The 23,961-nt window shown below is 43.0% G+C and carries 18 protein-coding genes; 10 read left to right on the top strand and 8 right to left on the bottom strand.

All coding sequences use genetic code 11. The features are described from left to right. Nucleotides 1–147: 147 nt before the first annotated feature. The gene (locus AK822_RS01875; protein ID WP_045443512.1) at nucleotides 148–2,358 is read right to left on the bottom strand and encodes a carboxy terminal-processing peptidase; all 2,211 of its coding nucleotides are present in this window, start codon (nucleotides 2,356–2,358) and stop codon (nucleotides 148–150) included. Between the two features lie 554 nt (nucleotides 2,359–2,912). Here AK822_RS01875 and nagZ point away from each other — a divergent pair. Continuing rightward, the gene (nagZ, locus tag AK822_RS01870) at nucleotides 2,913–3,998 is read left to right on the top strand and encodes a beta-N-acetylhexosaminidase (protein ID WP_060490375.1); all 1,086 of its coding nucleotides are present in this window, start codon (nucleotides 2,913–2,915) and stop codon (nucleotides 3,996–3,998) included. Between the two features lie 123 nt (nucleotides 3,999–4,121). On the opposite strand, the gene AK822_RS01865 is transcribed toward nagZ, so the two are convergent. Further along, nucleotides 4,122–5,717 (bottom strand): OmpA family protein, encoded by a 1,596-nt coding sequence (locus AK822_RS01865; RefSeq protein ID WP_060490374.1) that lies wholly within the window; start codon nucleotides 5,715–5,717, stop codon nucleotides 4,122–4,124. Nucleotides 5,718–6,181: 464 nt separating this feature from the next. Beyond that, on the bottom strand, nucleotides 6,182–7,810 hold the full coding sequence (locus AK822_RS01860; protein ID WP_060490373.1) for a hypothetical protein: 1,629 nt from the start codon (nucleotides 7,808–7,810) through the stop codon (nucleotides 6,182–6,184). A gap of 374 nt (nucleotides 7,811–8,184) precedes the next feature. Here AK822_RS01860 and AK822_RS01855 point away from each other — a divergent pair, with 374 nt between their 5' ends. The 6 genes from AK822_RS01855 (at nucleotide 8,185) to AK822_RS01830 (ending at nucleotide 13,406) form a co-directional block, all read left to right on the top strand. Next, nucleotides 8,185–8,793 (top strand): rhomboid family intramembrane serine protease, encoded by a 609-nt coding sequence (locus AK822_RS01855; protein WP_045443506.1) that lies wholly within the window; start codon nucleotides 8,185–8,187, stop codon nucleotides 8,791–8,793. A gap of 182 nt (nucleotides 8,794–8,975) precedes the next feature. Then, nucleotides 8,976–9,941, top strand: coding sequence for a metallophosphoesterase (locus AK822_RS01850; protein ID WP_060490372.1), 966 nt, complete (start codon nucleotides 8,976–8,978; stop codon nucleotides 9,939–9,941). A 99-nt stretch (nucleotides 9,942–10,040) separates the two neighbouring features. Beyond that, nucleotides 10,041–10,601, top strand: coding sequence for a 5-(carboxyamino)imidazole ribonucleotide mutase (gene purE / locus AK822_RS01845; RefSeq protein WP_087945528.1), 561 nt, complete (start codon nucleotides 10,041–10,043; stop codon nucleotides 10,599–10,601). A 190-nt stretch (nucleotides 10,602–10,791) separates the two neighbouring features. Beyond that, complete coding sequence (locus AK822_RS01840) at nucleotides 10,792–12,144, top strand: 5-(carboxyamino)imidazole ribonucleotide synthase (RefSeq protein WP_060490371.1); 1,353 nt, start codon at nucleotides 10,792–10,794, stop codon at nucleotides 12,142–12,144. Continuing rightward, nucleotides 12,144–12,593 carry a YaiI/YqxD family protein gene (locus tag AK822_RS01835; protein ID WP_060490370.1) on the top strand — a complete coding sequence of 150 codons (450 nt, stop codon included), beginning with the start codon at nucleotides 12,144–12,146 and terminating at the stop codon, nucleotides 12,591–12,593. Before AK822_RS01840 ends, AK822_RS01835 begins: the two co-directional genes overlap by 1 nt. Before the next feature lie 174 nt (nucleotides 12,594–12,767). Continuing rightward, nucleotides 12,768–13,406 (top strand): NAD(P)H-binding protein, encoded by a 639-nt coding sequence (locus AK822_RS01830; RefSeq protein WP_060490369.1) that lies wholly within the window; start codon nucleotides 12,768–12,770, stop codon nucleotides 13,404–13,406. 116 nt (nucleotides 13,407–13,522) lie between these two features. Here the strand turns inward: AK822_RS01830 and epmA are convergent, their stop codons facing one another. The 3 genes from epmA to AK822_RS01815 form a co-directional block, all read right to left on the bottom strand. Continuing rightward, complete coding sequence (gene epmA, locus AK822_RS01825) at nucleotides 13,523–14,551, bottom strand: EF-P lysine aminoacylase EpmA (protein WP_060490368.1); 1,029 nt, start codon at nucleotides 14,549–14,551, stop codon at nucleotides 13,523–13,525. Between the two features lie 72 nt (nucleotides 14,552–14,623). After that, complete coding sequence (locus AK822_RS01820) at nucleotides 14,624–15,733, bottom strand: 4-phosphoerythronate dehydrogenase (RefSeq protein ID WP_060492136.1); 1,110 nt, start codon at nucleotides 15,731–15,733, stop codon at nucleotides 14,624–14,626. A gap of 70 nt (nucleotides 15,734–15,803) precedes the next feature. After that, complete coding sequence (locus tag AK822_RS01815; RefSeq protein ID WP_060490367.1) at nucleotides 15,804–16,931, bottom strand: AI-2E family transporter; 1,128 nt, start codon at nucleotides 16,929–16,931, stop codon at nucleotides 15,804–15,806. An 807-nt stretch (nucleotides 16,932–17,738) separates the two neighbouring features. Between AK822_RS01815 and AK822_RS01810 the strand changes: the two genes are divergently transcribed. Together AK822_RS01810 and AK822_RS01805 are read left to right on the top strand one after the other, a co-directional pair. Continuing rightward, nucleotides 17,739–19,430: an NAD+ synthase gene (locus AK822_RS01810; RefSeq protein ID WP_060490366.1), complete on the top strand. Its 1,692-nt coding sequence runs from the start codon at nucleotides 17,739–17,741 to the stop codon at nucleotides 19,428–19,430. Between the two features lie 180 nt (nucleotides 19,431–19,610). Beyond that, on the top strand, nucleotides 19,611–20,885 hold the full coding sequence (locus AK822_RS01805; protein WP_060490365.1) for a polyamine export protein PaeA: 1,275 nt from the start codon (nucleotides 19,611–19,613) through the stop codon (nucleotides 20,883–20,885). Between the two features lie 11 nt (nucleotides 20,886–20,896). Here AK822_RS01805 and AK822_RS01800 read toward each other — a convergent pair whose 3' ends face one another. Next, nucleotides 20,897–21,613 (bottom strand): YggS family pyridoxal phosphate-dependent enzyme, encoded by a 717-nt coding sequence (locus AK822_RS01800; protein ID WP_060490364.1) that lies wholly within the window; start codon nucleotides 21,611–21,613, stop codon nucleotides 20,897–20,899. Between the two features lie 106 nt (nucleotides 21,614–21,719). Next, entirely contained in the window at nucleotides 21,720–22,472 is a 753-nt protein-coding gene (locus AK822_RS01795; RefSeq protein ID WP_060490363.1) for an IS5 family transposase, read from the bottom strand. Between the two features lie 399 nt (nucleotides 22,473–22,871). Here AK822_RS01795 and AK822_RS01790 point away from each other — a divergent pair, with 399 nt between their 5' ends. Next, the gene (locus tag AK822_RS01790; RefSeq protein WP_045443495.1) at nucleotides 22,872–23,927 is read left to right on the top strand and encodes a type IV pilus twitching motility protein PilT; all 1,056 of its coding nucleotides are present in this window, start codon (nucleotides 22,872–22,874) and stop codon (nucleotides 23,925–23,927) included. The last annotated feature ends 34 nt before the right edge of the window (nucleotides 23,928–23,961 follow it).

Raw genomic sequence — 23,961 nt, 5'->3', positions numbered from 1 at the left:
TATCAATGAACCGTTTCGTTCAATCGTGCCGTACAGTTATAATCGCAGATTGCCTCATGGTTAGTAAGAGGTATAAACGTCAATCCATGTAAGCATATGCTTACATGGATTTTAATCACAGCCTTTTTGGCTGACAATACTGACCGTTTATAGCTTCTCTTCAGGGCTTAACAATGCTTTGGGTTCAGCGCTTAGCATAATATAGGCCGCTTCATTGATGAACGCTTCGTCTTCAGGTAGCTCTGGGCGCTCCTTGGCTTTCATGCGGCTGCGTTCTTCAAATTTTGCATCCATTGCTGCTTGATAGGTGTTCCAATTGGCATAAGGGCGCTCACCCGTTGCAATAAGACGTTTATTTTCAGCCTCTAATGAACGCTTTTCAATCAACTGCATCTTAGCTCGGCGGCTATTGATATCAAGTGGAATTGGTTTTTTCTCGTCTTCCATATCGCGAATGTTGTTTAGCGCTGAGAGATAAACAAACTGTGGGTTTTGCTCTTGACGAATTTTAGACTGCTGGTTAAGTGTCGCTAACGTCGTATCAGTGAACTTACCTTCAGGCTTGTAAGGCGCCGTTTTGATGGTATCCCAAGGTAACGCTTTTTTCTGCGCACGTTCGCCAAAAGTGGCGTCATCGTAGATATTGACCAACTCTACATCAGGTACCACACCTTTATTCTGTGTACTACCACCAGTGATGCGATAGAATTTGCGCTGCGTTAAAGTGGCTGAACCCAATGCCAAATTATCGAGTTGAATCTGCGCTGAACCTTTACCCGTTGTCGTACTGCCAACCACTAGCCCACGACCGTAATCTTGGATAGCCGCAGCAAATATTTCACTGGCTGAGGCAGACGCTAGGTTGGTAATAACGACCACTTTGCCATCATAAAGTTGCTCACCGCCATCATCGTCACGGTAGACCTGAATGTTGCCGCGATTATCACGGATTTGCACCATCGGCCCGCTCTTGATAAAGAAGCCAAGCATTTTTGCTACTTCATCCAATGAACCACCTGGGTTATTGCGCAAATCAACCACGAGGCCATCAATATTTTCTTTATTCAACGCTTTCAATGCTTTTTCGGTATCGATGCTGACGCTGCGATAATCCTCACCGTTACGGCGTGCCTGATAATTCAGATAAAAGCTTGGTATCTCAAGGACACCGATGCGTTTTGGCGTTTTATCAATATTAGGGCGCTGTACTTCCACCACGCGCTGGGTAACCCCTGACTCTTCTTGTTGAATAATGTCACGAACCACCGTCACGTTACGGGCACTGGCATCAGGCGTATTTGGCTGACGCACTTTGATGGTCACTGACGTACCACGTTTGCCTCGAATCAAGCTCACAATCTCACGCGTTGACCAGCCAACCACGTCTGTCATGTTCTCGCCATCTTTGGCAATACCGATAATCAAATCGTTGGGTTTAATCTGACCAGATTTGGCTGCTGGACCACCATCGACCAAGGTCACGATGCGAGTATAATCTGGGTTTTTACGATCAGGACGAATAGAGACGCCAATGCCTTCTAATTGCAAGCTAGATTGGATTTGCAATTCGTTGGCTTGAATCGGTGCGTAATAATTACTGTGCGGATCGTAGGTCAACATCGCCGTATTTAAGATGGTTTCCATGATTTCATCGTTTGTGAGACGCTTAAACTGCTCTTGCTGTCGCGATAAACGATTTTGTAAAATCTCACTTGGTGTACGTTGGTCGTTGCGCACCAAATCTTGTCCACGAGTAATATCTGGATTGCTTAGGAATACTTTTTCTTTGGCTTTTTCATCTTCTTGACCCAAGGTAATACTCATCAGCTGAAACTTAAGCTGACGCGTCCAATAATCACGCTGCTCTTTTTTGGTTTTAAAATGATTGAGTTTTTCACGGTCAAGTACAATCGTATCATCACTCGTCAAATCAATATCCGTTTTTAGCATCTTGCTCGCCATCGCGAAATACTCATTTGAGCGTTTGCGATAGCGTTCAAAGACCTCTACTCCTGCAGATAAGTCGCCACGCTTGAGGCGAGCACCGAATTCATCGGCGTATTTTTTCTTAAACTCATCCACATCAGACTGCAAAAACAACGTATGGTTTGGGTCAAGGCTATCGATATACATAGACAAGATTTCGCTGCCCGTTTTGCTATCTAGCGGCTGATTCAAATAGTGGCTACGATCCAGCAATGCGGCTACTTGGCGAGTGGTGACTTTTTGTTCAGGGGTTTGTACAAAGCCTTCAGTATTGGTGTCGGCCATTGCCGTCCCGTAGCTCTGGGTGAGAATAATACCGGCGATGCCCACTGACGCTGCACTGAGTAACCACTGTGCTGGTTGTTTTTTCATCATATATACCTAGTTATTTTACGTTAATAATATTATTTGTTTTATAAAAATCAAAAGTGACTGAATCAGTCGCCGCCTATAAATGCTTTATCTTTAAGTCACGAAATACTTATCTACCATTATCAATCGAATATTTATTCAATGATACTTTCTAAAATCTAAAACGATACTTTCTAAAATGCTATTTTCTGAATAATTATGGTCACTAAATGCCATTGCTGTTTGCTAATATATTGTTAAAAATCACTCAATATTATCATGCACATAGATATCCAACTGTCTCAAACTGTATAAGCAATCTTACACGCTACGCCTGCACATACCAAACTTTCTATTACATTTATTGTTCATCATTATTTGGGTCATTTATTGATGATTCAATGCCCACTGGCGAATTGATTTGAGTCTATTCATCTGCCACATTATGCTCATTTGCTAATAACTGTCATAATAAAGCAGTTTTGATAATAGGGGCACACTGCCAGTTATCATCATTTATTTATTTGAAGCTGAACCGATCATATAACAATATATAACACCATAAGGATTACGCAATGTACGGCGTTTTAATGATTGATATCGATAGTACCGCACTGACAGCAGAAGATGTCAGCTTAATCAAACAGGCACAGGTGGGCGGGGTGATTTTATTTGCCCGAAACGTTGCAGATGCCGCACAAGTACGGGCGTTGTGTGACGACATACGTTATCACAACCCAGATATATTAATCGGCGTCGACCAAGAAGGTGGACGAGTCGCACGCCTGCGCAATGGCTTTACCCCACTACCCGCCATGGGCAGGCTTGGGGAATTATTTAATCAAGAGCCTAGCCATGCGCTAAGCTGTGCTTACGATTGTGGCTATCTAATGGCAACAGAAGTGTTGGCAGTGGGCATTGATCTCAGTTTTGCCCCAGTACTTGACAGAGATGGCATCAGCCAAGTCATTGGGGATCGTAGTTTTCATCAAGAGCCGCAAGCGATCACTGCGCTGGCGACGCAGTTTATGCGCGGTATGAAAGCCGCTGGCATGGCAACCACAGGCAAGCATTTCCCCGGTCATGGTGCGATTGCCCCTGATTCCCATGTGGCTGAGGCCATCGATACGCGTAGCTTGGATGAGATTATGCATAGTGATATGCAGCCTTTTGCCCAAACGCTACCGTGGCTTGACGCGTTAATGCCTGCCCATGTTATTTTTTCGCAAGTCGATGACCAGCCAGCAGGTTTTTCTAAAATTTGGCTCAAGGACATCATACGGGATCAGCTAAAGTTTGATGGGGTCTTATTCTCTGATGATCTATGTATGGCAGGTGCTCAAGCCGCAGGCGATGTCAGCGCACGTGTGAAAGCCGCGATTGAAGCGGGTTGTGATATTGCGCTGGTTTGTAATGACCGCGTCGCCGCCCATGAAGCCGCAGAGACCGCACAAGAGCTGCCTTATCCCAATCAAAACCGTATTAAAACAATGTGCGGACAGATACCAACATGGCAAGGTGACCTGGAATCAACTTGTCAACAATTCGACTATTGGCAACAGGCAAAGCAAAACGTGACTCAAACCTTTTTTAATCCTCAATCTGAGGCACAAGCGACTCGCAGCGCTACTGAATTAAAAGATCCGACCGCTTATAAATAATCGCTTATCATTAGATACTTATCATTAGCCACCTATAAACAACAGCCTTAACAAAATAAAAAACCGCACCTTATAAAGGTGCGGTTTTTTAAATTAGTAATGACTCAATCAATCTTCTGTGCATTAATTGGTAGGATCTACTGCCGTATCTTGAGTGGCATCATCACCATCAGGCAATAAATCATCGTTATTGCTATCCAAAGGGTTTAAGTCTGGGTCAAGCGCGTTATTACTAATAATCATACCATCGTTTGCACTGGCCATCTCGTCATTAACTATAAATTCAATACGGCGATTACGGAAGCGACCCTGCTCCGTTGAGTTATCAGCGATAGGTTCTGATTCACCCATGCCTTTCGTCATCAGTTTACTGGCATCAACACCTTGAGATACTAAATACTCTTTCACTGCCTCAGCGCGATTACGAGACAATTCTACATTGTAAGAATCCGATGCCTGACTGTCAGTATGACCGATAATCGTCAGCTTCATATTCGGTACTTCGTTGATAATCTTAGCAGCGCGGTCAAGCAGCTCTTTATTGACATCAGGAATGACCGCTTCATCCACTTCAAAGTTGATAACCTGAATACTCAATGCACGAGCCACATCACGTGGATCTGGGTTTTTACCAAGATTGGTCATAGCAACATCCGCAGCTGCCAAACTATTATCAATCTCACCCTGCAAATCTAATGGCCCTTCGGCTTGTATGGTCATCGCAGGAACAGCCGCTTGTAAGTCAGCCACTAGCTTATCTAATGCCGCTGCATCAGGCGCATTGACAGTGATCACATCGCCTTTGATGATCATGCTCGCATTTGGTACATTTTTGACGATAGGTAAGATAGTAGCTAGCTGAGCCGCCGCTGGCATATCTACTGCAAAATTATCATCGACATCAGCACGGCATTTATTGGCTTCTTCACCAAATGCACTGGTTAACGCATTCATTACATTGGTCTGCAAGGTCTCGTCGCCCACATTCATACGGCAAGCATACAGTTCACTATTTTCACCAGTCGCAATGCGCAATGATGCAGGCTCGATATCACCTGCCACTGCCAACTGACCCTCTCCCTGCGCTGCTTGTTGGGCAGTAGCCACCGGTGTAGCGACAGGCTCAGGATTCTCTTGGCAACCACGAAGTAAAGCCCAAGCCAATGCGCCTAAAATAATCAAACCAATAATGGGGAGCAATGCTTTCATAAAGCTGCCTTGCTGCTCTTCTTCGCGTTGCAATGGAGCGGTGCTCACCGTATCAGAGATACGCGCGCCAGCAGCAGGCGTCGCTGCCAACATACCGACTGGCAGAACGGCGCTTGCCCAGGCAGGAATATAACGCTGGTAACTGTCGAGATTATCATTTAAGAACTGCGGCACTGGTGTGGTACCTGCCAAGCTTTTGATTTCGTGAAAAGCCAGTGGCGCTGCCATCGCTATCAGTCCGCGCGAAGACGTCGCATCAACATTATGCTTGCCTGCCAGCTCACGAGCGATTTGATCACGTTGCGAATCATCGCTCCATACACGGTCATAAAACCCTTGGTCGTCACGAGTGATATTTTCATTTGCAAAACGATTATAAGTATCGTTATCCGCTAAGCGAGCCGCAAAAATAGCGTAGAACTGTTCAAGCAGCCCCTTTTTAGCGGGACTATGATCATCTTCCAGCACGGCTGGGCTGACTGTACGCGTCAAATGACTGATAATATCCATAATAAAATTCTCCTATTAATGCCTATATTAGTATCGATTTATATAATTAGAATATTCAAAAAATGCCAGATAAAATAATGATTTGAAATAAGAACCATGACAGCTAAAACCATCTTGACCCTATTCAATTTTCATCATTATAAAAGTATTAAGTCAGTGTTAACAATCAACAGGTTGTTGTACAAATGATACGTTAGGTAATATTTCAAGTGTCACACGTAACCAAAAACATGGAAAATAACCAATCATTAACCCAGTGAGAAGCCATAAAAGAATCAGTAAAACTTATGTATAAATGGAGAAAATATATCCTTTTTTCAGATACTTTATGGTTTTTTAAATAATTCTGACTGGGTATCAACAGAAAAAATGGCGGTATAAGTTACTTATACCACCATCCTTACTTGATAACTTGTTTCAATGGATAAATGATTAAACAATCGTTAAACACCTCTATTATCCAATCATTTATTCCTTACTTGCGCAGGTTCAGCGATGATGAGTGTGCTTGCCATATCATCTACCTCCGATTCTGAAATAGAACCTGACGGTATGTTATTCATCGGTGCATTGTTAGGGGTATTTTTAGGAATGTTACTGGGAATATTGTTGGCATTGTTACTATAATTGTTGGGTGCAGGATTAGGTACGATACGATCGCCTGTATCATCATCTGCTGCTTGGAATTCTCCAGACCCACTGTTGTTATAGTCATTAGCATACTGATTATTGGCAGCTCCCTCATTCTCAAACTGGTTATTCGTATTATTCATTACATTGGCATCGTTATTTTCAGGCAATGGTAATGGTGCAGTACTATCGATGACCATGGCAGGTATCAAAGTACGTATATCCGTAACCAGTCGTTGCAATAGCATACTATCTGGCGCTTCTAACATAAGACGATCATTCTGCAAATGTAGGCGTGCAAATGGCGTAGACCTCATCATCGTCAAGACATTGGGTAGTACTTCCTCAGGTAAATTGGCAATACTACTGGCAACTCCAGCCTGTACTGTTAATTCGCAAATACTCGCTTGCTCACCAAAGCTGGTATTGAGCGCTTGTTGCAAGGTGCTTTGTAACGCTGCATCGCCAATGGTAGCACTACAGGCATACAGACTACCGCTGTTATCTACGCCAACGATGAGCTCAATGGGAGTCATTACCTGCGCTAGTGGTGCAGGCGCTGGTGCTACCACAACAGGCACTGTCGCAGCGGCTTCTACAGGCGGCGCGTTGTTCGGTCTAATTAATATTGCCCAAGCAGCAAGCCCTATCGCGGCAATGGCTACTATTAACAAACCCACCCGTACCACTAAATCATTACGTTGATTGCGAGTACGCACTTTTTCTTGCTTCATACTGCTATTTTCTGCCAAATAATGCGCGGATGGATTGGCATGAATGGCGCCAGTATGAGCGCTAAAATGGCCATCGGTATCGCCTATCTTCATATTTTCTACATCAGTATTTCCAATATATTTTTTATCTGCTGTATCAGCATTTTGCCTATAAGCGGCTGTCGCTGCGGCAATCTTACTGGTATCTATATGAGAATTTTTTCGTCCATCTAAGGAGGTGTCACGCACTGGTACGCTATCAATATCTGCGACGATGTGTGGGTGTGCTTCTGATGCGCTATTGACGTTTTGAGGAGCAGTAATAATAGGTGCTGACCACATCGGTAAATACTGACGCAGTGCCGCCTGCTCTCCCTGCAAAAACGCTGGCAAAAACTGTCCGTTTGCCAATACTGTCAGCTCACGATAAGCCAGTGGCGCGGCATTGATGAGCAGCTGTAACGTAGCAGACTCATCAATATGATGGGTAGCAGACAGCTCTCGGATCATAAGCTGTTGTATGCTTTTATCTTGCCACAGTTGTTCGAACAGTGGACTTTCTGTGACTCTATCAACCATCCCTTGCTCGGCGCGGATAAATTGTGAATACACTTGCGGCAAGGCGAGACGTGATGCCAAAATGGCATAAAACTGCTCCAGTAAGCTGATGTAAGCCACACTATCATGACTGTTACGCTCAACTATGACAGCTCGCGTTACGGTCTTTTCTAATTGGTCGATAATACTCATAGATTACTGCCTCTTTCGGCCTTTATTTTAAATTTACCAACGCATGAAACGTTTATTTTACTTGTCGTTAGTGCCTGTATTCTTGGATACCGCTCTCATTTAACCCGCCATTACTGTCAAGATACGAAGCATTACTCAATTTGCCTGACAGCCTGCTATATTATTCACTATAAAAGCATATAAATGCACTATTTTGTCACATAATAAGTTTTTGCATTGTCATAACTACTGTTAGTATTACTTTATTATAAATAGCTCATGCTTAATAATTGCTTGTCAGTCCTATTTAGTTTGCACTCAGCCATAATGCGTAGGCTTTGAACATTGTTATTCATCACCTTGTCACATATCAGGCGCAGCCTAAGGATTTTCCTTTGTTCAATCATACGACCCTTATTATTATTATCACGGTTATTGTCAGCTTAGTGGCATGGCAAAACAAAACAGTATTTAATCGACTCATTTTTTATCCGCCAGCGGTAAATAATGGGCAGTGGGACCGTTTTGTCACGCATGGCTTTATTCATGCCGATAGCATGCACCTGCTCTTTAATATGTTTACTTTATATTTTTTTGGTCGTGCTATTGAAGGGCTGTATCAGCCGTTCTTATTTGGTTATGGTTTTGTGGTCTTTTACGTATTGGCTATTATCATTGCGATGATTCCAAGCTACCTCAAGAATAAAAACAATGCGAGCTATTTGAGCCTTGGCGCGTCAGGCGGTGTATCAGCCGTATTGTTTGCTTTTATTTTGCTGGCACCGTGGGAGAAAATCTACCTATTCGCGATTGTTCCTATACCTGCGATATTATTCGCCGTCGCTTATATCGCTTATAGTATCTATGCAGACAAACGGGGCGGCTCTAATATCAATCATATGGCGCATATGTGGGGCGGCGCGTTTGGGGTTATTGCCACGATTATTTTAGAACCGCAAGTCCTACCGCATTTTATCAATGCGCTATTATCACCTGGGCTTTAAATTTAGTAATAAAGCTTAGCAATAAAGCTCAGTGGTAAAAATTGAAATAAAACTCAGTGATAAAAAGTGAAATGAGCACTTGGTTTATGATGGCAGTTTAAGTCACTAAGCGATGATTAACGTCGCGTTATGTTTTGCACAAACTTATACTCAACAAACTATTTAAGAATTTGATAATTATTATGATGATAGATGTTATCGGTGATATTCATGGCTACGCAGACAAGTTAATTGGCTTATTAGAGCAGCTAGGTTACGTTCATAATGGCACGTACTTTGTACCGCCAGCAGGGCATCGAGCGTTATTTATCGGTGACTTGATTGACCGAGGACCACAGCAATCGGCTACCTTAGAGATTGTTTTTGCCATGTTAGATGCTAACGTGGCAGATGCGATAATGGGTAATCATGAATATAACGCCCTCGCCTTTAGCACACTTGACCCTGATAACTCCAGCCAATATCTGCGCTCGCACAATGACATACATACGCGCCAACATGCCGCATTTTTAGCCGAAATAGCTTTTGGCTCAGAGCGTCATCAATATTGGCTTAATCGGTTATATGAGCTGCCTTTATGGATTGAAACAGACGTCGCTTGTTTTGTTCATGCCTGCTGGGATGTCGATAGTATGGCGGTATTGCAGCCATTATTGACTGACGATAACTGTTTAACGCCGCACGGGCTAGTCGCCACTGCCAAAGAAAACACGGCGCCATTTGACGCGCTAGAGCGGGTGTTAAAAGGTGTAGAAACAGCATTACCCGACGGCATGGTCATGGTCGATAAAGAAGGCACTGAGCGCAAGCGCGTGCGAGTATGCTGGTGGCTTGACGGGCTTAATAAGCGCCGTCTTTATGAGGTGGCGCGTGCGCCTGCATCAGCATTGGCGCAGATTCCAAAAGAGGTGTTGGCTGAAAATATTGATTTCGCTCTGAAAACGGATAAAGCAGTATTTGTCGGTCATTATTGGCTAACTGGCACGCCTGAGCCACTGAGTTCACAAGTTGCCTGTACTGATTATTCAGCGGCGGTAGACAGCGGATATCTGACTTGTTATCAGCTCGATACTGAGCAACCATTGCCACTAAAAGCCAGTAACTTTGTCCAATATCGCCATGATAAAACGGTAAACCCCAATCCATAAAATTAGTACTATTGCCCCCGCTTTCTTATTAAAAATCAAACTTGGCTTTACGAGAGCAACAAAACTTTTGTATGATGGTCTTTTTGAGGATATCAAAGCATGAGCACCACAACAGCTACTGTTAACACGATGGATCAAAACAGCCCTATCGCCTCCCCTGCTGGTCAACCGAAAGTTGGCATTATTATGGGATCACAATCTGATTGGGCAACCATGAGTGCGGCAGCGCAATTGCTCGCAGACTTTGATATCGCTTTTGATTGTGAAGTAGTGTCAGCACACCGCACCCCTGATAGATTGTTTGACTATGCAAAAAGCGCAAAAGATAACGGTCTACAAGTTATCATCGCTGGCGCTGGCGGTGCTGCTCATCTGCCTGGCATGTGTGCCAGTCAAACGCCGTTACCTGTGTTTGGTGTTCCTGTAAAGTCTTCCATGCTCAGCGGTTGGGATAGCCTCTTGTCTATCGTACAGATGCCTAAAGGCGTCGCAGTTGGCACATTAGCGATTGGCTCAGCAGGCGCTTACAATGCTGCTCTGCTTGCGATTCAAGTGTTAGCATTGAATGATGAGACCATTGCGGCCAAGCTGGACAATCTGCGCCAAATGCAAACTGATACCATCCTTGCTAGCCCAACGCCCGGCATTATCAATAGCTAATTACATGTCTTTGATAACGGTTCTTGAATCCCATCATTGAGATATAGCGGCTATTTACTTGATATTTATTTTTAGATGGGTTTTACTTAATACAAGGTGCATGTAATGCACCTTTTCCTATTTCAATAGATGACTTTTTACCTTTTATTACACCCAAAATATTATTCATTTTTAACTCAAAGAGCCTGCCATGACTACAGCGAACGCTTACCCTGTTACCCAAACCATTCGTACCATCGGTATTTTAGGCGGTGGTCAGCTTGGTATGATGCTTGCCGAAGCGGCGATGCCACTGGGCTACCAATGTGTGTTTTTAGAAGACAGCGCTGACTGCCCTGCTAGCCTATACGGTCGCGTCTTTCATAGCGATCAATTGGAAGACTTCATCGCAGCAGCAGACGTTTTCACCTTAGAGTTTGAAAACACACCGACTGCGACAGTTGAACAGCTGACCGATCTGCCAAAATCAGGTAGTAAACAAGGTATGTTTCCGCCATTGATTGCGCTTGATATCGCTCAAGACCGCTTAAAAGAAAAGCAAATGTTCAATTCACTTGATATTTCTACCGTGCCCTTTAAAGCCGTCAACTCTGAAGCGGATTTGCAGCAAGCCTGTCATGAATTAGGACTGCCTATCGTCCTAAAAACCAGCCGTGGCGGTTATGATGGCAAAGGTCAGTTCGTGATTAGACAAGACAGTGATATCAAGGCGGCATGGCAAAATCTTAAAGATGCAGTTACGGGTAAGGGCTCACTAACGCCAACGCCTGCACCTTTGATTGCAGAAGGTTTTATTAACTTTAGCCGCGAGCTTTCTATTATCGCCGCACGCGCACAAAATGGTCAGGTTCGTTGCTACGATTTGGTCGAAAACCATCATCATAATGGTATTTTAGCCAAGACCCAAGCGCCTGCCGTTGGCACCAGTCATTTATTCAAACAAGCAACCGATGCCATCACCAAGATCATGAACCATTTAGACTATGTTGGTGTGATGGCACTTGAGCTCTTTGTGACCAAAGATGCGCGTGGTCATGACACGCTACTCGCTAATGAAATTGCGCCGCGCGTACATAATTCAGGACATTGGAGCATTGAAGGCGCTGTCACTAGCCAATTTGAAAATCACATTCGAGCCGTCGTCAATCTGCCATTAGGTGATACCGACAACGTGCATCCAGCGATTATGCTCAATGTCTTGGGGCAATATCCAGATATCAGCGCCGTACTAAATATCGATGGCGCACACTATCATAGCTACCACAAAGCAGAACGCGATGACCGCAAAATTGCGCATATTACCTTGATGCCCAATGATGTTGCCGACTTAGAGCCTGCTTTGGCCAAGCTCGTCGCTACGCTACCCAATAAAATGGGACTTGAGAAAAAACCATCTGCAATTGATAGCCAGCCAAAAGCGGCAAATAGTCTAATCATTACTGACAATGACAATATTTTAGAGAGTATAGAAGTCCATATCGATGACAGCCAAACAACTAAAGTTATCGACGCTAAGGCAAAAACAGAAAAGGTTAAGAAATAATGCAGATTTGGGTAGATGCCGATTCGGTGCCATTGATTGCCAAAGATTTGATTATCAAAACCGCTGAACGCACACAAACCATGGCAATATTCGTCGCCAATCAGCCGATCAAACTGCGTAAGTCACCACTGCTGGTCATGACAGTGGTGCCATCAGGGTTCGATAAAGCCGATGATTATATCGTTGAGAAAATACAGCCAGGCGATCTGGCTATTACTAGCGACATTCCTTTGGCTAATGACATTTTGGACAAAGGTGGTATGGTCTTGACCTCTCGCGGCATGGTCTATGACAAAAATAATATCAAGCAAAAGCTCAATATGCGTGATTTTATGGATACCATGCGCGGTACTGGCGTGCTCGAGCTACAAGAAATGAGTGGTCAAAAACCTTATGGCGATCGTGACAAAAAAGCTTTTGCTGATGGATTAAACAAGTTGGTACGCTAGTTTTCACACGCTTTGTCTTTTGTTTTTTGATCTTATCCACTTTGCAAACTGTATACACGCCATAACCAAACACTATGCAATCGGCACGCTTCATAACGAAGTATGCCGTTTTTTCTTGATACGCTATAGTCAGTTTTTACAACAACGATAACGTATATAAGAATAGGAATGACAATGAAAATTTTAGTAATTGGGGCAAGTGGTCGAGTGGGAACGGATTTGGTCAAGCAGCTATTAGCGGATAACCATCAAGTTATTGGCACGACACGCCAAGAAGAAAAACTGTTTACCGATGACAATTATAGCCAACTCGATTTAGATATCACTGCCGAAAAAGAGGCTATACAAAAGCAAATTGATCAAGACATTGACGCTATCTATTTCGTTGCAGGGTCTGGCGGTAAAGACGTCTTAGAAGTGGATTTACATGGGGCGGTCAAAACCATGCAAGCCGCAGAGGACAAAGGCATTAAGCGCTATATCATGCTCAGTACCGTCTTTTCATTAGACACCAGTAAATGGGACAATGCTGGTATTGCTGACCTAAAAGAATATTATATCTGCAAGCATTATGCGGATCAGTGGTTAATTAATAACAGTAACCTTGATTATACCATCGTTCAAGCAGGGGCACTAAAAGAGCGCGAAGCGACTGGTACAATCACTGTCAACGATGATAATGCTGGAGAAAATTCAATTGCCGATGTGGCGACTACTCTGGCAGCCGTCCTAAATGCCAATAATATCATCAAGAAAGTCTTTAGTATGCATAACGGTGAGACTGCGATTGATGAAGCAATTGCAAAATTATAAGAATCAACTTTACAGCGATTAAAACGAAAAAAGCGAGTAATTCTAATGGGTTACTCGCTTTTTTCTAATAGGCTTGTCAAATAAGTGGCAACTATATTAAGTCTATCAATAATCGACTAGGCCAAACCGCTTGGAAAAGAAATCACAGCTTCTAAGCTATTCGCGCCTGTGATTACCATGAGTAATCTATCGATACCAACGGCGATACCGCTACAGGGAATTAAAGCATCAGATGCTGCTAATAAATGCTCATCGATTGGCATTTGTGGCAGGTTATGACGCTTACGCAGTTGATTGTCTCGCTCAAACCGTTCTCTTAACGCTTGTCCATCTGCTAGCTCATCATAAGCGTTGGCAATCTCAATGCCATTGATATACAGCTCGAAACGTTTAGCGACTGTATTGCCCTCTTTATCAACCGCTGTTTTTGCCAGTGCCGCCGTAGCAGGTGGATATTCTATAATCAAGGTCGGTAAGTCGTGACCCAAGTTTGGCTCGACCGCATGACTAAACAGCAAATCCAGCCAGCTTTGACGAATATCTTCTGCTTCGCCATCTTCTGTGTTATCCAAGTCGCTATTAAAATCAAAAACTGTTAAACCCTTATCTTCTGCTACCGCTTGCAAGGCATCAAGACTAGCTGTCAACGGATGTATGCCGACAAAATCCATAAACGCATCAACATAGCGGTAATGACTCATCACCACCGAATGCCCATAAAGCGCCGCTAATAATTCACCTAATTCAGCCGCCATATCATCCAGACTATAATTCGGCTGATACCACTCAAGCATGGTAAATTCGATATTATGGCGTACGCCTATTTCATTATCTCGAAATACGGAGCAAATTTGATATATAGGCATTTGCCAGCTGGCAAGTAAACGCTTCATGGCAAACTCAGGTGAAGTATGCAGATAATAAGTACAAGGTTTATCTTGGTAAGTCACTTGTGCGGCGACTGATTGTAAGAAAGTATCGGTATTACCAGCCTGCGATAGGAGCGGTGTTTGCACTTCAAGCACTTGATGCGTGGCGAAAAACTGACGAACGGTGCTCATCAAGTGCGCACGCTGCTGAGCCATTGCCAATGTCATGGTCGGCGCATAGCTGGGTTTTGAAGAAGAGTTACTTGCTTGGGTCATTATTATTTACTGCAATTAAAGGATAAGAATAAGTTCTCAGATGCTACTTTAGGGTTGAAGGCTACCTAACTTTTACCACTGCCACTCACGGCGTAAGTGATAATCTCGGCGCAACTGATCAAAGTCAGCGCCCTTTACTTGACCGTCAGCCAGCTTGCTTCTTAGTGCAGCATCATCGTGCATGATGTCATAAAATTTCTGTAATCTGTCTGGATGTGCTTTTAACTCAGACCAGAGATAAGTATTGAGCGGTAGCAACTGATGCATCGACAATACAGGCAAGACTGCTAACTTTTCACAGAGCGCATCATAGATAATTTGCGTACCACGCAGCTTACCTTCGACCGTATAGCCTGCGATATGCGGAGTAGCGATAGCCAGTTTGGACAATAAGTGCTCAGAAATCTCTGGTTCAAACTCAAACACATCGAGCACTACTTGGCGATCTGTGCGTTCAATATCTGCTTCTAAATCACGCGCATTAATGACTGGTCCGCGCGCGCTGTTAATCAGCAAAGTATGCGCAGGCATCACTGCCAGCGTAGTTGCGTCAATCAGATGCTTTGTTGGATAATCACTGCCACTAGGGTTTGTAGTATCTTTATCGGTTAAAGGCACATGTAAGCTCACTACATCGCTTTGGCTAAGCACTTGCTCAAGGCTGGCATTATTCGTATTCGATGCAGGCAGTAGTGGATCATAGCCTAGTACTTGCCAGCCTAAATCATTGGCATACTGAGCGAGCGTACTACCAATATTACCAAGTCCGATGATGCCCAATGTTAATGGCTTCGTGGATTGCTGCCAATAGTGCGGACGCAACGTCAAAATCGCCGTCAAGACATACTGCGCAACAGAATGCTTGCTACATCCAGCCGCATTGGCGAAAGTGATATTTCGCGCCGCCAAATAATCTTGATCGACATGATCGGTACCGATAGTCGCCGAACCGACAAATTTTACGCTGTTATTATTGGCTAGCAATGCCTCGCCTACTGGTGTCACCGAGCGTATCAACAGCACATCAGGCTGAACGTCTGCGAGCAACTGCGCATTGATATCACGTCCAGCGACGGTGATTATATTGACCGTCTGCTCAGACGCCTGTCCAAGCATCGAAGCATTAAAAAACGCATCCAAGCTTGCGATATTACTATCGGCCACGATAGTAATGCTGTCAATAGAGTTCGCTCTATTTTGCATAGCGTTTGCAGTATCCTTATTTAACATGACTATGTGCCTCTACGTGCCTCTACTCTGATTCATTGACTGGTGGCAACGTTTGGTTGTCAGACAACACCAAATCCTGCGGGGCAAATATCTCATTTTTATGCTGCGATATCCATTCTCGCCATACCGCTAATCCGATGGCTAGCACTACAGGACCGATAAACAAACCAACAAAGCCAAAAGCCGTTAGACCACCTAATACACCAATAAAAATAATAATAAAAGGGATTTTGGTCGCGCCACTAATCACAATAGGACGGATGAGATTGTCAACCCAGCTGATAACCAAAGTGCCCCATAGTGCCAAGCCAATCCCTTCTACAGTATGACCTTGGCTTAACAACCAAATGGATACACCGCCCCAGACAAATGGCGTGCCAAACGGAATCAGGGCGATAATAAAGGTTATGATAGTGAGTAAGATAGGACTTGGTGCACCAGCGAAGTAGTAACCCACACCTGCGAGCAGTGCTTGTGCCAATGCCGTCAAACCAATACCATAAACCACCGCACGCGTGGTCGTACCCACAGAATCAATATAGCCATCGATGCGATTGCCAATGATATTACGCAGTGCTTGGCGAATTTGACGCACCAAACTGGTACCATCACGATAAAAGAAAAACAACGTCATCAGCGCCATACCTAACTTGGCAAGACCGCTAAACACCACATCAAACGCTACTTTGCCATAATATAAATGTGACTGTACCCAGATACGAAACGCCTCTAACGTCCCTTCTGGGTTTTTATTGATTCTCCACAGCACATCTTTCACTTGCTGACCGATGATAGGCATATCTTTAATAGAATCAGGCACATCTAAATAGCCCACTTTTATACGATAAATCAAGTTACTGATTAGGCTCAAGGCTTCTTGCTGTAGAATAAAAACACCGATAACCAGTGGCACACCTATCATTAAGGAGATACTCACCGTCATAATAGCAGCGCTAAAATTAGGACTCAGCTTTACTTTTTCGTAAAAAAAGTTATAAATAGGAAAGGTAACATACGCTAAAATCGCCGCCCATAATGCGGGTACAATAAAAAATTGTACCACTTGAAAACACAGTACGAACAGCACTACCAACAGAGTAATAGCCAATAAGCGCTGAATAATAAATTCTTTTGTCCAATTTTCAATCATAGCGTATAAACCAAGAGCAGACAGCGAAGATCTATCGCGACCTTGCTGGCAAGTTTATAAATGTGTGATGAATATCAACTCACAGACCGTGCCCATAAAAAGACCCTGTCCATTAGCGGTATTCATTAGCGAGGGGTGTAAACAATCCGTACCAGTAAACCTGCTTTGAGAGCATCAAATCGTAGCATACCGTAACATACTTACGGACGATAGTTTTGACTAACGCAAGATAAATATCAAGCGATTATCACGGCTTATTATGCCGCAAAATATGATAATGATATAACGATATGTTGTAATCTTTACTTACAACTTTCTCTGTATAAGCTTACTAGATGATGACATTAATAGATAGAAGTTGACACATAGATTTAACATGTAAAAACAATGCACTAAAAGGATATTTTACATTCATACTGTAAACTGACCTATTGAAAGGTAATTCACTGGCGCGTTCTATTTGCAACGATAATTGATGCTATACTAAAGCAATTATTTTAAGCTTTTTAATAGCATTAAATTCGTTTGTTCTTATTTATTTGGATCATTCTACATATATAACATTTTTCAGACGATGCGCTACAGCCCTCTTTTAGCGTCCTTCTATAGACTATCATAAGATCAAACCTGTAGAGGGGCGTTACAACGTTGGATACTGTGCGTAAGCAAGCTCATCATCTCGGTTCACTATTAGAATTCGATATGACAGAGTGCTATTTTGAGTGAATTTCGGACCTACTTTGATTTTATTTTAAATCAACAACGACCCAACAAATTTTAAACCATATATCGATAGGAACAATAACAATGTCAAAAGACAATGATAATCCCAATATAACTCCCTCAACTGAGGCCAGTAAGACCAATAAAACCCAAGAAACCGTTACTTTTGCATTGGCTCAGTCGCATTTTTTGGTTGGTGATATCACTGCCAATGCTGAAAAAATGCGTGCACTCGCATTGCAAGCTCGCGAGCAAGGTGCGGATGTCATTATTTTCCCGGAACTTGCTTTATTAGGTTACCCACCGCAAGATTTATTACTACGCCCAAGCTTATCTGGTCGCATCAAAAGCGCCTTGTCTACTTTAAGTGATATCGATGACATTGTGATGATTGTCGGTTATCCACATGTCGACCATCATGGTACTTTCAACTCTGCTGCTATCTTGCATAATGGTCATCAAAAAGGCTTTTATCATAAGCAAATCTTGCCAAATTATGGCGTATTTGATGAGCGTCGTTATTTTGATAAAGGTCGTAACCAAGTTTTATTTGACTATAAAGGCATCACAATCGGTCTGCTCATCTGTGAAGACTTGTGGGAAAAAGGCCCTATTGCCGAGCTTAAAAAGCAAGGTGCTGATCTGATTATTAGCTTGAACGCCTCACCTTTTGAGATCGAAAAACAAGACAATCGTAAAACGATGCTGGCCAAGCGTAGCCGTGAGAATAATTTGCCTATCGTGTATGTCAACGCCGTTGGCGGTCAAGACGACTTGGTATTTGACGGTGGTTCTATGGCGGTGCAAGCTGATGGTAGCGTTGCCCACGAAGCACCACGTTTTATGAATCAGTTACTTCTTGCCACTTTAGACGTCAAAACTGCCAAGTTTAATAGTCAAACTAAAGCGCCATTAACACTGAGCCGTGAGTCAGAGATGTATCAAGCACTGGTCGTTGGCCTGCGTGATTATGTCAACCATTCAGGATTCACTGGTATTATCCTTGGGCTATCAGGTGGTATTGATTCTGCCTTAACACTATGTATCGCTGTTGATGCTTTGGGTGCTGACAAGGTATATGCGGTGATGATGCCTTATGAATATACTTCTCAGATTAGTCTAGAAGATGCTCAAGCACAGGCTCGCCGCTTAAATGTTTCTTATACGGTTTGTCCTATTTTTGATGCGGTTGAAGGCATCCGTCATACCTTAGCGCCACTATTTAACAAATCGCCAGCAGACACCACTGAAGAAAATATCCAAGCGCGTGCGCGCGGTGTGGTACTGATGGCGCTGTCCAATAAGTTTGGGCACTTGGTCATCACCACTGGTAATAAGTCTGAGTTAGCAGTCGGCTATTCGACATTATATGGTGATATGGCAGGCGGCTTTGATGTGTTAAAAGACGTTTATAAGTCGCAGGTTTATAAATTGGCCAGTTATCGCAACCGCTTGGAAGACACCCCAGTCATCCCTGAGCGCGTCATCACTCGCCCGCCATCTGCTGAGTTACGCCCAGACCAAAAAGACCAAGACAGCTTGCCTGACTATGATGTATTAGATGGCATCTTAATGTCATACATCGATGAAGACATGGGCTATCAAGACATTATTAATAAAGGGTTTGAGGCTGAACTGGTCGCAAAAGTCATCCAGATGGTAGACAATAGCGAATATAAGCGTTTACAAGCGCCAATCGGTACCAAAATTAGCCATAAAGCCTTTGGACGTGAACGTCGTTATCCATTAGTGAATAAATGGTCAGTAAAAGGCTAATTTAATACTTTTATAAAAAATCAATTTTCTTATGATTAGCTGGGTGCTTACCCAGCTTTTTTAGTTTCTATCAACCGATTTTTAATGCCAAGCTATTATAAACAACACTTTCTTTTTGTACTTCTAACATCTTTTTTAACTTCAATTATTTTAATCCCTATATTTTTTACCGAGTATGTCATGAGTTTGCTAACCGCTAGTATCTTTCTTCTTTTATTGCTTGCCCTCAGTGCCTTCGTATCTGCTGCCGAAATAGCCATCGCTGCTGGTCGCAAAATTAAGCTACAAATCATGGCAAAAGAAGGGGATGTCCGCGCATTTGACGTCCTTAAAATGCAAGAGCACCCTGGCAGTTTTATTACTGTCGTACAAGTGGTTTTGAATGCCGTCGCTATCTCAGCTGGTGCGGTAGGTGAGTCAGCTATTAGCCCTTATCTAGAGCTTTTGGTGAAGAATGAAGCAGTGTCATCCGTCATATCATTTGTGCTGATCACCAGTTTATTTTCTCTGCTCGCTGATTTAATGCCCAGACGATTGGCGATGTCGAACACTGAAGCTATCGCTGTACGTCTCGTACGACCAATGATGCTATTGATTTTTATATTCAAACCCGTGATTTGGATATTTGATGGTGCAGCAAATGTCATCTTTGAATTACTGGGTATTTCAACCATACGACAAGACGATATGACGCCAGAAGATATTTATGCTGTCATGGATGCTGGTGCTGAAGCTGGTGTGCTCAAAAAACAAGAACATCATCTGATAGAAAATATCTTTGATATGCAAGAGCGCACCGTAACGTCGGTGATGAATCCACGTGAAAATATTGTTTATTTTGATACCAAAACGAGTACTGAAAAAGTCGTTGAAGTGATGATTGAACAACCACATAACAAATTTTTGGTCTGTCAGGAAGATGATCTAGAGCACATTATTGGTTATGTAGAGTCGCGCAGTTTTTTGGCATTGGTTCTTAACCAGCAAGAGGTCAGCTTAACTGACAAAGCCCTACTAAAACCTGCACTCTTCGTTCCTGATACCTTGTCCTTGTTTGAAGTATTAGAGATGTTTAAATCTACAGGCGCTGACTTTGCCGTCATTGTGAATGAGTATGGATTGGTAGTGGGTGTCATCACGCTTAAGGATGTGATGAGTATCGTCATGGGGGAGCTTGTCACCTTGGAGGAGCAGCCTATCGTTCAGCGTACGGATAACTCATGGTTGATTGATGGTATGACTCCTATCGAAGACGTCGTACGCGCTTTAGATATCGTTGATCTGCCACGCAGTCAGAACTATGAAACCATTAGTGGCTTTATGATGTACATGCTACGCAAGATTCCAAAGAAAACCGATACTATCGAGTATGCCAATTATCGATTTGAGATTATCGCAACGGACAATCTCAAAATCACTCAGATGTTGGTGACCAGAATGGATGAGACTGCCTGATAAATAAAAATTTAAGCTCGTGCGCCAAATATGGCGCTACCAACGCGCACCATCGTTGAACCACTGGCTATCGCCTCTGTCATATCACCGCTCATGCCCATGCTCAGTGTATCCCAAGTATCTAGCTCTGCATGAGTCTCTTTAATCTCATCAAATAACTGCTTGGTACGGGTAAAAGCATCCGTACCTCCCTTAGCAGGAATAATCATCAAACCACGCAGCTGTAACCTGTCATACCCCTTGATAGCAGTTATCAAATCAGGTAGCTGTGCTGGCAGGCAGCCTGATTTGCTTTCTTCGTTATCGATATTGACTTGGATTAGCACATTAAGCGGTGGCAGCTCAGCTGGGCGCTGGTCGTTTAGACGCTGAGCAATAATGTCACGCTCAACCGTTTGTACCCAATCGAAATGCTCAGCAATATCACGGGTCTTATTGCGCTGGATACTACCAATATAATGCCAAATAATGCCTTTAGTTTCTGGCTGTCGTTTTAGCGTATCGATTTTTTCGATGGCTTCTTGCAGATAATTTTCACCAAAGTGCTGCTGTCCTTGCTGAGCCAAAGTAGCAATCATATCAGCTGGTTTAGTCTTGGAAACTGCCAGTAACGTCACACTATCTGCTTGTCGTGCCGCATGCTCACACGCTTGAGTCATTTGCTTACTCACTTGCTGCCAGCTCGCAATAAGATTTTGGCTATCAATGTTATTTTCTATTTCTTTCATATATTACTCACGAGAATAATTTAATCCATTTTTTAATCAGTCACTTTTAATGACTTATATTTTTACTCACTTATATAATGAACTTTTATTAGGGCGTGTTGAACATTCAAAGTTTCAACCAAAGATAAGCACAAGCGAGAGCCACCGTATTCTCATAACTTTGCTTGAGCTTATCAAATCTAGTTGCAACCGCCCTGTAGTTTTTTAACTTAGCAAAAGCATTTTCTACTAAGTGTCGAGCCTTGTACAAGTGCCAGTCCATATGGTTATTGGTGGACTTAGTATTCTGTTTTCGAGGAATATTATTGAAGCAACCTGCTCGTTCAATATGCGCTCGCAGTGGATCAGAATCATAGCCCTTATCGGCACATAGTATGTCTGTACTACTTAAATTAATCTCATCAATTAAGTCTGGAGCCACCTTTACATCGTGAGTCGTGCCATCTGATAGGATAAAAGTAATAGGGTTGCCATGAGCATCAACTGCTAAATGAATCTTGGTTGCGCGTCCTGCCACACTTTTACTAATGGCTTGTTCCACCTCATTGCTACCATTACTGTGCTGATGTGCTTTAATGTGTGTGCCATCGATAAACACCCATTCACAGTCTGAGTCTTTAGTTAATAAAGCGAACAGTGCAATCAGTTTATTGCTACGAAACCAGCGCTGATAAGCCTTGTAGACGGTATTAGGCTTACCAAAGTAAGGTGGCAGATCACGCCAAGGACAGCCAACACGCATCCGATATAATACGCCTTCAAAGGTTTGTCTAAGATTCCCTTTGTCATAGATATTAAGTTCTAGTAATATAGGTCTTAGTCTTGTCCAGTGTTGATCTTTGAGCATTGTACGAGGCATAGCAAACGATGTCTTTTTTGTGTGAGAACTTAAAGACTAACCGTTTGCTATTTTTTTGCTACTATTTTATTCCCAATGTTCAACACGCCCTAGCTATGGTTAAACTTTTTATAAATGTCTTCTAATATAAAAAACTCAATAAGCATCAATCTATAAATCGACACTCATAATGACTAATTTTACATTTTATTGGTGTAGTAGATGGTTAATTGTTGGTAGTCTTGTTATTATATTGTTACATGGTTTAACATATGCTACTGAATATAATAGTAATGGTAAAGACCATCGCTACTCCTTTATTAACGTGACCGACTTTAATCAGATCGTTTATCGATTGATAATCACTCCCCTTTTTTGCTCTTTTGTCCTACCCTTATTGATTGATAGGAATATCCGATTATGGCTGAAAAAAACAATTTAAGCATCGAAGACTTGCTGCGCTTTACGGTTAAGCATAAAGCATCAGATTTACATATTTCAGCCGGTATGCCAGCAATGATACGTGTTGATGGTGAAATGACCCGTATTAATATGCCAGAGATGACTCATCAGGTTGTGCACCAGCTTATCTATGACATCATGAACGATAAGCAGCGTGCTGATTTTGAAGAATTTTATGAAACGGATTTCTCTTTTGAGATTCCCAATCTAGCACGTTTTCGGGTAAACGCATTCAATCAAAACCGTGGGGCGGGTGCTGTCTTTCGTACCATTCCGTCCAAAGTCTTAACGATGGAAGACCTCGGTATGGGTGATGTATTCAAGCGCGTGTCAGACTTTAAACGTGGTGTGGTTTTGGTCACAGGTCCGACAGGTTCTGGTAAGTCCACAACGCTAGCTGCCATGATTGACTATATTAATGAGTCCCGTAAAGAGCATATCTTGACCATTGAAGATCCGATCGAATTTGTCCACGACTCCAAAAAGAGCTTGATTAATCAGCGTGAGGTGCACCGCGATACCTTAGGTTTCGAGCCTGCATTGCGCTCGGCCCTACGTGAGGATCCCGATGTAATTCTGGTTGGTGAGCTACGTGACCTTGAGACTATCCGCCTCGCATTGACAGCAGCAGAGACTGGTCACTTAGTATTTGGTACCCTACACACCAGTTCAGCCGCTAAAACCATTGACCGTGTCATTGATGTATTCCCCGCAGCAGAAAAAGACATGATTCGGGCGATGCTATCAGAGTCACTACAAGCCGTTATTTCACAAACGCTTTTGCGTCGTCAAGCAGGCGGACGTGTAGCAGCACATGAAATCATGCTCGGCACACCTGCTATCCGTAACTTGATACGTGAGAATAAAATCGCTCAAATGTACTCTGCTATCCAAACAGGTGCAGGTGAAGGTATGATTACTCTGGATCAAACGCTCAAAAATCTAGTAGCAAAAGGCACCATTAGTAAAGACGTAGCCCGTCCTTATGCCAAACAGCCTGAGGCATTTTTGTAATATTATTAATCGTGCGTCACTGGCTGATAGTGAT

It is taken from the genome of Psychrobacter sp. P11F6 (assembly GCF_001435295.1).
Lineage (GTDB): Bacteria > Pseudomonadota > Gammaproteobacteria > Pseudomonadales > Moraxellaceae > Psychrobacter.
This window is presented reverse-complemented; position numbering and strand designations above follow the sequence as displayed.